This window comes from Promicromonospora sp. NPDC050262 (genome assembly GCF_040655935.1).
Taxonomy (GTDB): Bacteria; Actinomycetota; Actinomycetes; order Actinomycetales; family Cellulomonadaceae; genus Promicromonospora.
The window spans coordinates 101,222-114,286 of the sequence record NZ_JBFAKX010000009.1 but is presented as its reverse complement, the minus strand read 5'-3'; the positions used below and the strand labels follow the sequence as shown (position 1 = coordinate 114,286).

12 protein-coding genes are annotated in these 13,065 nt (G+C 72.3%); 10 read left to right on the top strand and 2 right to left on the bottom strand.

Annotated features, from left to right (window positions below; genetic code table 11):
* Window positions 1–87: 87 nt before the first annotated feature.
* The 6 genes from AB0I29_RS15415 to AB0I29_RS15390 all read left to right on the top strand — a co-directional run bounded on the left by AB0I29_RS15415 (window position 88) and on the right by AB0I29_RS15390 (window position 4,097).
* Window positions 88–348: a F0F1 ATP synthase subunit epsilon gene (locus AB0I29_RS15415; RefSeq protein ID WP_285108336.1), complete on the top strand. Its 261-nt coding sequence runs from the start codon at window positions 88–90 to the stop codon at window positions 346–348.
* A gap of 12 nt (window positions 349–360) precedes the next feature.
* Window positions 361–786, top strand: coding sequence for a DUF2550 domain-containing protein (locus AB0I29_RS15410; RefSeq protein ID WP_020017630.1), 426 nt, complete (start codon window positions 361–363; stop codon window positions 784–786).
* Window positions 786–1,481 carry an endonuclease NucS gene (gene nucS / locus AB0I29_RS15405; RefSeq protein ID WP_285108338.1) on the top strand — a complete coding sequence of 232 codons (696 nt, stop codon included), beginning with the start codon at window positions 786–788 and terminating at the stop codon, window positions 1,479–1,481. Before AB0I29_RS15410 ends, nucS begins: the two co-directional genes overlap by 1 nt.
* Window positions 1,482–1,521: 40 nt before the next feature.
* Complete coding sequence (locus AB0I29_RS15400) at window positions 1,522–2,790, top strand: amidohydrolase family protein (RefSeq protein WP_357482765.1); 1,269 nt, start codon at window positions 1,522–1,524, stop codon at window positions 2,788–2,790.
* 24 nt (window positions 2,791–2,814) lie between these two features.
* Window positions 2,815–3,435, top strand: a complete 621-nt coding sequence (locus tag AB0I29_RS15395; RefSeq protein WP_285108342.1) for a DUF402 domain-containing protein — start codon at window positions 2,815–2,817, stop codon at window positions 3,433–3,435.
* Window positions 3,436–3,521: 86 nt separating this feature from the next.
* Window positions 3,522–4,097, top strand: coding sequence for a GNAT family N-acetyltransferase (locus AB0I29_RS15390; RefSeq protein WP_285108344.1), 576 nt, complete (start codon window positions 3,522–3,524; stop codon window positions 4,095–4,097).
* A gap of 12 nt (window positions 4,098–4,109) precedes the next feature.
* Here the strand turns inward: AB0I29_RS15390 and AB0I29_RS15385 are convergent, their stop codons facing one another.
* Window positions 4,110–6,593 carry a glycoside hydrolase family 3 C-terminal domain-containing protein gene (locus AB0I29_RS15385; protein WP_357482760.1) on the bottom strand — a complete coding sequence of 828 codons (2,484 nt, stop codon included), beginning with the start codon at window positions 6,591–6,593 and terminating at the stop codon, window positions 4,110–4,112.
* A gap of 245 nt (window positions 6,594–6,838) precedes the next feature.
* Between AB0I29_RS15385 and AB0I29_RS15380 the strand changes: the two genes are divergently transcribed.
* From AB0I29_RS15380 to AB0I29_RS15370, 3 genes are read left to right on the top strand one after another with little or no spacing between them, the layout of a single operon-like run.
* Window positions 6,839–8,491, top strand: coding sequence for an extracellular solute-binding protein (locus AB0I29_RS15380; RefSeq protein WP_357482757.1), 1,653 nt, complete (start codon window positions 6,839–6,841; stop codon window positions 8,489–8,491).
* Entirely contained in the window at window positions 8,488–9,441 is a 954-nt protein-coding gene (locus AB0I29_RS15375; protein WP_357482754.1) for an ABC transporter permease subunit, read from the top strand. Before AB0I29_RS15380 ends, AB0I29_RS15375 begins: the two co-directional genes overlap by 4 nt.
* Entirely contained in the window at window positions 9,438–10,463 is a 1,026-nt protein-coding gene (locus AB0I29_RS15370; protein WP_285108351.1) for a carbohydrate ABC transporter permease, read from the top strand. The genes AB0I29_RS15375 and AB0I29_RS15370 overlap by 4 nt, the downstream gene beginning before the upstream one ends.
* Before the next feature lie 20 nt (window positions 10,464–10,483).
* On the opposite strand, the gene AB0I29_RS15365 is transcribed toward AB0I29_RS15370, so the two are convergent.
* A complete protein-coding gene (locus AB0I29_RS15365; protein ID WP_285108353.1) occupies window positions 10,484–11,500 on the bottom strand; it encodes a LacI family DNA-binding transcriptional regulator in 1,017 nt (338 codons plus the stop codon).
* Window positions 11,501–11,703: 203 nt separating this feature from the next.
* On the opposite strand from AB0I29_RS15365, the gene AB0I29_RS15360 reads away from it, so the two are divergent.
* Window positions 11,704–13,008, top strand: coding sequence for an extracellular solute-binding protein (locus tag AB0I29_RS15360; RefSeq protein WP_285108355.1), 1,305 nt, complete (start codon window positions 11,704–11,706; stop codon window positions 13,006–13,008).
* The last annotated feature ends 57 nt before the right edge of the window (window positions 13,009–13,065 follow it).

Sequence of the window (13,065 nt, the reverse complement as noted above, 5' to 3'; positions counted from 1 at the left end):
CGTGCGTGATGCCGCCCCGCCGGACCCCTTAGACTCGGGCAACCCGGCAGGGGCGGCAGTACGCCCGCTACATCGGAAGGAGCTCTCGTGGCAGAGCTGAGCGTGGACCTCGTGTCCCTGGACCGCAAGGTCTGGAGCGGTGCGGCGACCCAGGTGAGCGCGCCGTCTGCGGACGGCCAGATCGGCATCCTGGCGAACCACACGCCGCTGCTGGCGGTGCTTCGCCCCGGCACCATCAAGGTGGAGACCGCCTCGGGCCCGGCCGTGGAGGCCCAGGTCACCGGCGGCTTCATGTCCGTGGACAACAACCTCGTCACCCTCGTGGTCGACGAGATCTCCCTGGTCTGAGGGAGAGCGCGCGTGCCGGGCGTCGTATGGATCGCGATTGCGGTACTCGGGGCGCTCGCGCTCGTGATCGCGGCCGGGATCTCCCGGCTGCGGACCCTCTCCCGCAGGGTCGGTTCGTTCGACTGCAGTGCCCGGGCGACCGGTAACCCCGAGGGTTCCTGGACGCCGGGCATCGCGCAGTACGCGGTGGGCCGGATCGAGTGGTGGCGGTGCTGGTCGCTGTCACCCCGTCCGGCCCGCACGTGGTATCGGGAGCGGCTCACCGTGACGAGCCGCACCCCGCTGGACCCGGACGAGCGTGGTCAGGGCGACCACTACCTCGTCCAGTGCCGGTACGACGGGCTCGACTTCGAGCTCGATCTCGCTGCCGGCGACTACTTCGGCCTCGCCTCCTGGCTCGAGGCCGCTCCTCCCGGACGACAGGATCTGGTTCTCTGATGCGGCTGGTCGTGGCAGACTGCTCCGCCCTCTACACGGGCCGCCTGACCGCGATGCTCCCGCCGGCGACGCGGCTGCTCGTGGTCAAGGCCGACGGCAGCGTGCTGATCCACTCGGACGGCGGCTCGTACAAGCCGCTGAACTGGATGAGCCCCCCGTGCACCCTCACGGTGCGCGAGCCCTCCGAGGAGGCCGCGGAACGCGGCGTCACCGAGGTGTGGACCGTCCAGCACGCCAAGTCGGACGACCGGCTCGAGGTCGAGCTGTTCACCGTGCACCACGACTCCGCCCACGACCTGGGCATCGACCCGGGTCTCGTGAAGGACGGCGTGGAGGCGCACCTGCAGGAGCTGCTCGCCGAGCAGATCGCGCTGCTGGGCGACGGGCACACCCTGGTGCGGCGCGAGTACCCCACGGCCATCGGCCCGGTGGACATCCTCGCGCGGGACGGCTCCGGCTCCACGGTCGCGGTGGAGATCAAGCGCCGCGGCGACATCGACGGCGTCGAGCAGCTCACGCGGTACCTGGAGCTGCTCAACCGCGACCCGCTGCTGGCCCCGGTCCAGGGCGTCTACGCGGCCCAGGAGATCAAGCCGCAGGCGCGCGTCCTGGCGAAGGACCGCGGCATCAAGACCCTCCTGCTGGACTACGACGCCATGCGCGGCGTCGACGACCCGACGTCCCGCCTCTTCTGACCCGCACTCAGCAGGGGTGCGCGGGTGGCAGGATGTCCGTGTGGCTGAATCCCTTGTCGTGCGCGGGCGTCTGGTGCTGGGTTCCTCTGTGGTGGACGACGGCGTTCTCGTCGCCCACGAGGGACGCGTCGCGTTCGCCGGGTCCGTGGTCGACGCCCTGGAGGCCGGCCACGGCCCCGCGCTCGAGGACGTGCCGCCCGCACCCGGGACGTTCGTGCTGCCGGGGCTCGTGGACCTGCACAACCACGGCGGGGGCGGCGCCTCGTTCCCCGACGTCACGTCGGCCGACGAGGCGATGGCGGGCGTCCTGGAGCACCGCGCCCACGGCACCACCACCCTGCTCGCGTCGCTCGTGACGGCCCAGCCCGAGGTGCTGCTGCAGCGGGCCGCGGTGCTGGCCGAGCTCGCCGAGGTCGGGGAGATCGAGGGCCTGCACGCGGAGGGGCCGTTCCTCTCGCACCGTCGCCGGGGCGCCCACAACCCGGCTGACCTGCAAGAAGGCAGTGTCGAGCTGGTACGGGACCTGGCCGCGGCCGCCCGCGGGTACCTGCGCACCATGACCGTCGCCCCCGAGGTGCCCGGCGTGACCGGACCCGGCGGCGTCGCCGAGGCGCTGGTCGAGGTGGGCGTGCTGCCCTCCCTCGGCCACACCGACGGCAGCACCGAGCAGGCCGAGGCCCTGATCGAGCAGGTCACCGCGGCGCTGCGAGCCACCGACCACGCGGCGGGCCGGGCACTCGGGCCGATGACCGCGACGCACCTGTTCAACGGCATGCGGCCCCTGCACCACCGCGAGCCGGGCCCCGTCGCGGCCTGCCTGGCGGCGGCGTCCCGGGGCGACATGGTCGTCGAGCTCGTCGGCGACGGCGTGCACCTCGACCCGGCGACCGTGCGCTCGGTGTTCGACATGGTGGGCGCGGACCAGGTGGTGCTGGTGACCGACGCGATGGCGGCGGCGGGCGTGGCCGACGGCCACTACGAGCTGGGCCCGATGTCGGTGGTGGTGCACGAGGGTGTCGCCCGGATCGCCACGCCCCAGGCCGCACCCGGCATGCCGGAGGTGGAGGGGCCGATCGCCGGCGGCACGGCGCACCTGCTCGACGTGGTGCGCTGCGCCGTGGACGGCGGCGTCCCCCTGGTCGACGCGGTGCGTTCCGCGACGGCGGTGCCCGCCCGCGTGCTGGGGCTGGCCGGCGAGGTCGGCACCCTGCAGCCCGGGGCACGCGCCGACGTGCTGGTCACGGACGCCGACCTGCGGCCCGTGCGGGTGCTGCGCCACGGAGTTGACGTCGATGTCGCCGGGGCGTAACTCGTCGCTGTTAGCGTTCCCGCCATGACGTCTCCCGTTTTCCAGCCCGGCCAGACGGTGGTGCGCCGCGAGATCATGCGGGGCGAGCCGTGGATAGCGATCCCGCAGGTCTGCGTGCAGGACGACGGCGACCTGCTCGTCACCTACACGCCCGGCGGCACCCCGCTGGCCTACCCGGGTTCGGGCACGTTCCCGGTGGGGGAGCACCCCTGGAAGCTCGCCGGCAGCACGCTCTGGCGCGGCCACGGGCGCCTCGAGCTGCACTGGACCGGGGTGGAGCACTCCATCTTCCTGTTCTGGGACGGCCCCGAGCGCGCGTTCCAGGGCTGGTACTTCAACCTCGAGGACGCCCCGCGCCGCACCCCGATGGGATTCGACACGCTCGACCACGAGCTGGACGTCTGGTGGGCGGCCGACGCCGAGACCTACGAGTTCAAGGACGTCGTCGAGTTCGAGGAGACCGGACCCGACCGGTACCCCGGCCGGATGGAGCAGATCCGCGCCGAGGGCGCCCGGATCGCCGGCCTGCTCGACGCCGGCGAGCTCTGGTGGGACAAGGCCTGGGCCGACTGGACGCCGGACACCTCGTGGGAGCCCCGCGAGGTACCGGCCGGCTGGGAGAGCGTGGCGTTCGAGGCGCGGTGAGCGACGCCGCACCGGTACGACCGACTCGCCCGTGGATACCACCTCAATTCCGGTGCAACCCGGGTCCCGGGCGCTACGGTCGGACCGTGCCCTCTTCCGTGCCGCCCGCCTACCGCGCCGACCCCCGCTGGCCGGTGGTCACGCCTCGCCTCAACCTCCGTCCGGTCGCCCCGGACGACGCGGAGGCGTTCTTCGCCTGGCGCTCGCGCCCCGACGTGGTGCGCTTCATGTACCAGCCGCCGTGGGACCGGCAGACGGCGGACGTGAAGCTCCGTACCTGGTCGAGCGCGCCGTTCGAGGAGCCGGGCGACGTGCTGGTGCTCGCGGTCGAGTCGGACGGTGACGTCGTCGGCGAGACCATGCTCAAGTGGGCGGTCGGCCCCCGGCAGGCCGAGGTGGGCTACGCCCTGCACCCCGACGTCGGGGGGCACGGGCTGGCCACCGAGGCCGTCCGGGCCACCCTGCGGCTGGCCTTCGAGTCCTACGGCTTCCACCGCGTGTTCGCGCGCATCGACGAGGAGAACCTGCCCTCGGTCCGCGTGGTCCAGCGGCTGGGCATGCGGCAGGAGGCCCGCCTCGTGGAGAGCGACGTGCGCGACGGCGTGTGGTCCACCGAGCTGGTCTTCGCCATCCTCGACCGGGAGCACGCCGAGCGCGCGTAGCGGGCCGCCGGCTCAGAGCGAGGGCGGCCGCTGGCTCACGGCGAGCTCGGCACGCACCCGGAGGTCCCCGGCCGACGGCCCGGACGCCACCGTGTACGTGCCCGGCTGCAGCACCATGGCGCCGCCGTGCCGGACCGCGAGGGCGCCCAGGTCCAGCGGCACCTCGACCTCGGCCGACGCGCCCGGGGCGAGCCGCACGCGCGCGTGGCCCAGGAGCTGGCGCCGGGCGGCGGGCACCGGCAGGTCGGGCGACAGCCCGTGCACGGCGACCAGCTCGTTCACGGGGCGCTCGCCGGTGTTGCGCACCGCGACGACGGCGGTCGCCCCGCCGTCCCGCTCCAGCCCGGCCCCGCCGTCGCACACCAGCCGCAGACCCTCGTAGGCGACGGTCGTGTAGCTCAGCCCGTGCCCGAACCAGTACGCGGGCTCGCTCGCCAGGTGCCGGTAGGTGACGCCCTGGCGCGCCACGTCGTAGTCGAACAGGTCACCCGCCTGGGCCTCGGTCGCCGGCCATGTCTGCGCGAGCCGCCCGAAGGGCTCCGCGTCCCCGGACAGCACGTCCACCAGGCCGTTCCCGGCCTCCTGCCCGCCGTGCGCGGCCCAGACCAGGGCCCCGGCGCCGTCGTCCCCGGCCGGCCCGTCCATCACGCCCGGCCCCATCACACCGGGCCCCAGCACGTACGGGTACGACGACGTGACGACCAGCACCGCCGCCGGGCACGCCTCGCGCGCGACCCGCCAGGTCTCGGCCATCTGCTCCGGCAGCGCGAGCGACGTCCGGTCCTCGGTCTCGCGCCCGCCCAGGTGCGGGTCGTTGCCCACGGCCACGAGCACCACGTCCGCGGCCGCCGCCGCCCGTGCCACCTCGGCGTGCCCCGAGACGACGGTGCGCCACACGAACCGCTCGGCGTCCACGAGCCGCGTGGCCTCGGCCACGAGCAGCCCGGACCCGAGCTGCACCCGGACCCACCGCCCGCTCCCGACGTGCAGCAGCGACCACGTGCCGTCCGCGTGGTGGTGCCGCCGGAACGACTCCTGCACCACCCAGCCGCCGACCCGCTCGGCGTCGGCGGCAAGGATCCAGCCCGCGCCCGTCAGGAGCCGCCCCGAGGCGGCCGACCGGAGCGTGAGCAGGCCGTCGCCCCAGTCGGTCACGTCCAGGTGGGTCCCCGGCCCGGCGTCCGGCGCCGACACGCTCACCTCGCCGTCGGCGGTGACGGCCACGTACCGGCCGGACGACGTGGCGCGCAGCGCCACCCGGTCCGCGCCGTCGGCGACGTCCACGACGGCGTCGGGGTAGCGGTCCGCCACCGCACGGGCCAGGGAGACGGCGTAGGGCGGGGTGCCGGAGTACCAGTCAGTGAGCACCCGGTCGGCCAGGGGGCCGACGACGGCGATGCGGCCGGGCGTGCCCAGCGGCAGCGTCCCGTCGTTGCGCAGCAGCACCACGGACTTCGCCGCCGCCTCGCGCGCCAGGACCCGGTGCTCGGGCAGGTCGATCGCGTCGGGGCCGATGCCCGCGTACGGGTCGGCGGACCCGTCGAGCTCGCCCGTGCGCAGCCGCAGCTCCAGCAGGCGCAGGGCGGCGGTGTCGACGTCCTCCTGCGTCAGCAGCCCGGCCGCCAGCGCCTCGCGCAGCCGATCCAGCGTGAGCGACGGGTCGGTGTCGTTGTCCGTGAACGAGTCGAGGCCCGCGCGCACGGCCGCGGCGTGCGCCTGCGCGTGGGAGGCGAACGCGTGCTGGACGGTCACCAGGAAGGTGGGTGCGCCGGCGTCCGACACAACGGCCACCGACCCCGGCGCCCACGAGCGCAGCTCGGCCAGCAGGTCGCCCGACGTGTGCGCCGGAACCCCGTTGACCAGGTTGTACGACGGCATCACCGCGCCGGCGACCCCCGCCTCGACCGGCCCGCGGTAGGCGGGCAGCTCGTACTCGTACAGGGTGCGCTCGGACAGGTTCGACGACGTCGCCGAGCGGTCCGTCTCGTTGCCGTACCCGAGGAAGTGCTTGAGGGCCGGGACCGTCTTCCAGACCGTCGGGTGGTCCCCGCGCAGTCCGGCGCAGTACGCCGTCGCGAGGTGGGAGACGAGCCGCGGCTCCTCGCTGTACCCCTCCTCGCCGCGGCCCCAGGCGGGGTGCCGCAGCGGGTTCACCACGGGCGCCCAGACGTTCAGGGACACGGCCGGGTCCTGCGCGTGCTTGGCCCGCAGCTCGGTGGACACCAGGTCGCCGAGCCGGCGGAGCAGGTCGGTGTCCCACGTGGCACCCAGCCCGACGGGCTGGGGCAGCACGGTGGCGCGGCCGAGCCACGCGACGCCGTGCAGCGCCTCGGCGCCGGTGTGGAACGCGGCGAGGCCGAGCCGCTCGATCGCGGGCTGGTGCTGGTGCAGCAGGCTCAGCCGCTCGTCGGCGGTGAGGCGGTCCAGCAGGTCACGGGCCCGGTCGGCGAGCGGGGCGGCGGGGTCGCGGAAGAGGGGCTGCGTCTGGTTCGGCACGTCGTCGTGCTCCCTTGCGTCAGGTCGTGCGGGCGGTCTGCGTCCGGTCGAAGAGTAGGCCCAGCCCTCGAAACGGTTCAATGGTCAATTGCCCAATTCGGGGCGAATCATTGCCCCGACTTCTGCGTTTGCCCTACTGTTCTGACAACGATGGAGGTCGAAGCGCTTCGACGTCGAAGCGCCGAGATCCTCGTCGTGTCCGGGCACACAGACGTGCCGCGCTGTCCACAAAGGAGTGAAGAGCCATGACAGCACCCCACCTGACCGGCGGGCTCAGCCGCCGGTCGTTCCTCGGCTTCCTCGCGGTCGGCGCCGGCGTCGTCGGCGTACCGTCCCTGCTCACCGCCTGCACCAGCGGCGCGGCGGGTCCCGCGCAGGGCGGCGCCACCGTGAGCTCGGGCGTGCTGCCCACCTACGTGCCGGTCGAGTACGTCAAGCCGGACTTCCCGTCGGTCAACGGCTCCACCGCCGGCTACGCCTCGATCCCCGACGAGCTGGTCACGGCGTTCGAGACGCCGCCCGGGTCCGGCGGCGCCTACACCGCGATGACGCCGCTCTGGAGCGCCATCCCGAAGACGTCCGGCAACCCCTACTTCGACGCGGTGAGCGAGGCGATGGGCACCACCGTCGAGTTCCAGTTCTCCGACGGCAACACCTACGGCGACAAGCTCGCGGCCGTGCTCGCGTCGGCGAAGGACGTGCCGGACTGGGTCTGCGTGCCCACCTGGAACTTCCCGCCGCGGTTCGCCCAGGCCGTCGACGCCCTCTTCGAGGACCTCACGCCGTACCTGTCCGGCGACAACGTCAAGAAGTACAAGAACCTCGCCAACATCCCCACGGACGCCTGGCGCTACGGCGTCTTCAACGACAAGCTCTACGGTCTGCCGTTCCCGGGGGAGCTGGTCCACCTGGCGACGTTCTACCGGGCCGACATCCTCGCCGAGCTCGGCATCACCGAGCAGCCCCGGGACGCCGACGAGTTCATCGAGCTCGCCAAGGAGCTGACCGACCCGGGCAAGAAGCGCTGGGGCTCGGCCGACCAGTGGATCACGGCGAACATGATGTTCGCGGTGCCCCCGGAGAAGGGCTGGAAGCTGGCCGACGACGGCTCGCTGGTCAGCCGCGTCGAGTCCGAGGAGTACCGGGCGGCGCTGGACTGGCAGGCCCGGCTCTACGCGTCGGGCGCGGTGCACCCGACGGCCGTGGCCGACAAGCCCGAGGAGATGAAGCCCCTCTTCGAGGCGGGCGAGATCCTGGTCGTCAACGACGGCGTGGGCGGCTGGCACGAGTCCCTGGGCCGGGTGCTGCCGAGCAACCCGGACTTCGACCCGCGGCCGTTCGACCCGATCGCGCACGACGGCGGCACACCGCGGATCTGGAAGGGCGCGCCGGCCGACATGTTCTCGTTCCTGAAGAAGCGGGACGACAAGGCGCAGATCGAGGAGCTCCTCGCCGCCGCCGACTTCCTCGCCTCGCCGTTCGGGACCACGGAGTTCCAGCTCGTCAACTTCGGCCTCGAGGGCGAGCACTACGAGATCGACGGCGACGGCCTGCCCCGGGCGACGGACGCCGCGGCCGACGACGTGGCGCCGTCGTACATCTTCCTCGTGGACCCGCCGAAGGTGAACGCGCAGGTGCAGTACGAGGGCTACGTCGAGGCCTACTGCACGTGGATGGCCGCCGCCTCCGAGTACGTCGAGGAGCCGCTCTTCTACGGCAAGCAGATCACCGAGCCGTCGCAGTTCGCGTCGCTCAGCACGCCGTTCGCGGACCTGGAGAAGGACATCGCGCGCGGCCGCAAGTCCCTGACGGACCTGGACGACGCCGTCGCGACGTGGCGCAGCAGCGGCGGTGAGGAGCTGCGCGCGTTCTACCAGGGCATCCTGGACGAGCAGTGAGCACCCCGAGCTCACCGGCGGACGCCCCGCCCCGGCGCAGGATCCCCTGGACCGTCCGGGCGCGGCGCGACCGCTCGCTGCTGATCATGGTGGCCCCGGCCGTGCTGCTGCTGGCCGTGTTCGCCTACGTGCCGATGCTCGGCAACGTGGTGGCCTGGCAGGACTACTCGCCGTACGTCGGCATCCGGGAGAGCCCCTTCGTCGGGTGGGCCAACTTCGCGCGCGTCCTGACCAACCCGCTCTTCCTCGACGCCGTGGGGAACACGCTGGTCATCACCGCGTTCCAGCTCGTGTTCTTCTTCCCGGTGCCGATCGTGCTCGCGCTGCTCCTGAACAGCGTGCTGTCACCGGGGCTGCGCACGACCATCCAGTCGATCGTGTACCTGCCGCACTTCTTCTCCTGGGTGATCGTCGTGACGATCTTCCAGCAGATCTTCGGCGGTGCCGGGATGGTGGCGACCAGGCTGCGGGAGGCGGGGTACACGGGCTTCGACCTGATGACCAACCCCGACACGTTCCTGCTGCTGCTGACCGCGCAGTCCGTCTGGAAGGACGCGGGCTGGGGCATCATCATCTTCCTCGCGGCGCTCGCCACCGTGGACCCCCAGCTCTACGAGGCGTCGGTGGTCGACGGCGCGGGCCGGTGGCGGCGGATGTGGCACGTGACCCTCCCCGCGCTGCGCCCGGTGATCATCCTGCTGCTGATCCTGCGGCTGGGCGACGCGCTCACCGTCGGGTTCGAGCAGCTCATCCTCCAGCGCGGTGCCGTCGGCACCGACGTCGCGGAGGTGCTCGACACGTTCGTGTACTACCAGGGCGTCGTGAACGGCGACTGGGCCTTCGCGGCGGCCGCGGGGCTCGTCAAGGGCCTGGTGTCGCTCGCCCTGGTGCTCGGGGCCAACAAGCTCGCCCACCTGGTGGGCGAGGCGGGGGTGTATCAGCGCGCATGAGTGCCGACATCGAGAACGAGACCGGGACGACGACGGCGCGGCCGGCGCCGCCGTCCACGACACCGGCGGTGGACCGCCCGCGGGAGCCCGCGCGGCGCCCGAGCCGGTACCGCGCCCTGCTGCGCGGCCGGAACCGTCCGGTCTGGGAGGAGGACCCCAGCCTGCCGGGGCTCCTGGTCAAGGGGGCGGCGCTGCTGCTCATCGTGGCCACGGTCGTCTACCCGCTGTACACGGTGGTGCTCACCAGCCTGTCGACCCAGGCGGACATCACCCGGTCCGGCGGCCTGGTCACGGTGCCGGGCGGCCTGACCTTCGCGGCCTACGGCCAGATCCTGTCCGGCGGGATCGTCACGCGGGCCACGGTCGTGAGCATCGGCATCACGGTGGTCGGCACGGTGCTGTCGACCACGGTGTCCGTGCTGGCGGCGTACGGCCTGAGCCGGCCGGGCTCCTTCGCCCACCGGCCCGTCCTGTTCGTCTTCCTGATCACCATGTTCTTCGGCGCGGGGATGATCCCGACGTACCTGCTGGTGAGCAACCTGGGGCTGATCGACAGCTACTGGTCGCTCATCCTCCCGGGGGCCGTGAGCGCGTTCAACGTGCTCATCCTGCGGGCGTTCTTCATGGGCATCGACCGGTCCATCACGGACGCGGCCCGGATCGACGGCGCGGGGGACTGGCGCATCCTGGGGCAGATCGTGCTGCCCATGTCCAAGGCCGTGGTGGCGGTGGTCGCGCTGTTCTACGGCGTCGGCTACTGGAACGCGTTCTTCAACGCCATGCTCTACATCAACGACAACGCGAAGTGGCCGCTGCAGCTCGTGCTGCGGTCCTACGTGCTGCAGGGCGTGACGCTGCCGGGCAGCGGCGTGGGTCAGGTCGACGTGGCTGACGGCGCCGTGACCGGCCTGCCGGTCAAGATGGCCGTGATGGTGCTGGCGATCGTGCCGATCCTGGTCGTGTACCCGCTGGTGCAGCGGCACTTCACGAAGGGCGTGATCTTCGGGGCCATCAAGGGATGAGCGGCGGCCCGCTCCCGCCGTCAGCCGTCCTCGGCGGCGGGGCCGGGCGCCGAGCTCTCCCGTTCGGTCAGCACGGGGGCGAGCAGCCGGGTCTCGGACGGCTGCTCGCCCTCGAGGCGTGCCATCACCATGTCCACGGCCACCTTGCCGATGCCCTCGGCGGGCAGGTCGATGCTGGTCATCGGGATGCGCTGGGACAGCGCCACGTCCGTGGGGCACACGGCCACCACGGACATGTCCCGGCCGACCACCCGGCCGCGCTCGGCCAGCCGGGACAGCACGTGGGGCAGGGCGCCCTCGTTGTGCACCACGATGCCGGTGGTGTCCGGGGCCGTGGCCAGCAGCGTGTCCACGGCGGTCGCGGCGCCCGACGGCGACGAGTCGCACGCCTCCACCTTGACCGTCACGCCCGACCCGCGGGCCTGGTCGCGCAGGCCCCGCATCATGCGCTCGGCGTAGGAGGTGTGCCGCCGCAGCACCTCGGGCGGGGAGCCGATGAGCGCCACGTCGGTGTGGCCCGTCTGGGCGAGGTGCCGCACGGCGAGCCGGCCCGCGGCCTCGAAGTCGAGGTCCACGCAGCTCAGCCCCTCGGGGTCCTGCGGCAGGCCGATGAGCACCGTGGGCTGCTTGGCGGCGGCCACGAGGGGCACGCGCGGGTCGTCGGCCTCGATGTCCATCATGACCAGCGCGTCCACCATCGAGCCGCCGGTCACGCGGTCCAGGCCGCTCACGTCGTCCTGCGTCAGCAGCAGCACGTCGTGGTCGAAGTCGCGCGCCCGGGTGACCACGCCCGCCACGAACTGCATGATGACCGGCACGTTCACGCCCACGCGGAGCGGCGCCATCAGCGCGATGACGTTGGTGCGGGAGGAGGCCAGCGCCCGGGCGCCGGCGTGGGGGCGGTAGCCGAGCTTCTCGATGGCGCGCTCGACCCGTGCCCGGGTGGGTGCGGAGATGGGTCGCTTGCCCGAGAGCACGTAGGACACGGTCGAGGTCGACACCCCCGCCGTCCTCGCGACGTCGTCGATCGTAGCCACGGTGCTCCCTTCGGGTCGGTGCCGGTGCAGGTAGCGCGCGGTGCCGGCACACCAGTGTGCCGCATGGTGGGGAAGCGCTTCGACAGAAGACTAGCGTTTCGTACCGAAAGTGCCACTGGACATCCGTGAGAGTCTAGGTTTAGCGTGTTGAAACGCTTCGACGATCCGGACGCAGCAGTTCGGACGTGGACCAAGGAGATGCAATGAGGCACAAGCGGACGATGACGGTCGTGGCGGCGGCGATGGCCGGCGCCATGGCACTGGCCGGCTGCACCGGCCAGGGCGGCGGCGGTGGCGACACCGACGACAGCACGCTCACCATCTGGCACTACGAGAACGAGGACTCGGCGATGGGCAAGGCCTGGGCCAAGGCCATCGAGATCTTCGAGGAGGAGAACCCGGACGTCACGGTCGACGTCGAGAAGCAGACGTTCGAGCAGATCCAGAAGAACGCCAAGATCGTGCTCACGGGCGACGACGTGCCCGACGTCATGGAGTTCAACAAGGGCAACGCGACCGCGGGCCAGCTCGCCGCGCAGGGCCTGCTGACCCCGCTGACCGACGCCGCCACCGAGCGCGGCTGGGACGAGAAGCTGTCCGGCTCGCTCGCGACCACGGCGACGTACGACGAGCAGGGCCTCATGGGCTCCGGCGAGTGGTACGGCGTGCCGAACTACGGCGAGTTCGTGGGCGTCTACTACAACAAGGAGATGCTCGCCGACCTCGGGCTGGAGGTGCCGACCACCCTCGACGAGTTCGAGGACGTGCTGGCCGCCTTCAAGAAGGAGGGCATCACGCCGCTGGCCGAGGCCGGCGCCGAGTACCCGCTCGGCCAGCTCTGGTACGAGCTCGTGCTCGCCTACGGCGACCGCGCCCTGGTGGACGACTACCAGCTCTTCGCGAACGACGTCGACTTCCACAACGACGCGATGACGCAGGCCACCGAGAAGCTCGACGAGTGGATCGAGAAGGGCTACATCGCCTCCGACTCCGCGGCGCTGACCGCCGAGGACATGGGCGTCTCGTTCATCGACGGCACCTACCCGCTCATGGTCAGCGGCTCGTGGTGGTTCGGCCGCCTCGCGGCCGAGACCGAGGCCGACTGGGGCCAGTTCAACTTCCCGGGCAACACGCTGCACACCGGCTCGTCGGGCAACCTCTGGGTGGTCCCGGCCAACGCCGACTCCCCGAGCCTGGCCGAGGAGTTCATCGACATCACGCTGCGCCCCGAGGTGCAGAACGTGCTGGCCACCGAGGGCGGCCTGCCCGTGGCGGGTGACGCCTCCGTGATCGAGGACGAGCGCACGCGCGAGCTCACCGAGAACTTCCAGGCGATCCTGGACGAGGACGGCCTGGCGTACTACCCCGACTGGCCCGTGGCCGGCTACTACGACGTGATCGTCAGCGAGCTGCAGTCCCTGGTCAACCGGTCCAAGACGCCGGCCGAGGTGCTCGACGGGCTGCAGAGCTCGTACGACGAGGGCAAGGCCGACCTGCTCGATGGCTGACACCGCTGTGACCGACCGGCGCGCGCGGGCGGACCAGCGCCCGCGCGCGCCGCGCGG

Coding starts and splice junctions, on each gene's coding strand:
- AB0I29_RS15395 (WP_285108342.1), top strand. CDS start 2,815: ATGACGTCTCCCGTTTTCCAGCCCGGCCAGACGGTGGTGCGCCGCGAG.
- AB0I29_RS15360 (WP_285108355.1), top strand. CDS start 11,704: ATGAGGCACAAGCGGACGATGACGGTCGTGGCGGCGGCGATGGCCGGC.
- AB0I29_RS15380 (WP_357482757.1), top strand. CDS start 6,839: ATGACAGCACCCCACCTGACCGGCGGGCTCAGCCGCCGGTCGTTCCTC.
- AB0I29_RS15370 (WP_285108351.1), top strand. CDS start 9,438: ATGAGTGCCGACATCGAGAACGAGACCGGGACGACGACGGCGCGGCCG.
- nucS (WP_285108338.1), top strand. CDS start 786: ATGCGGCTGGTCGTGGCAGACTGCTCCGCCCTCTACACGGGCCGCCTG.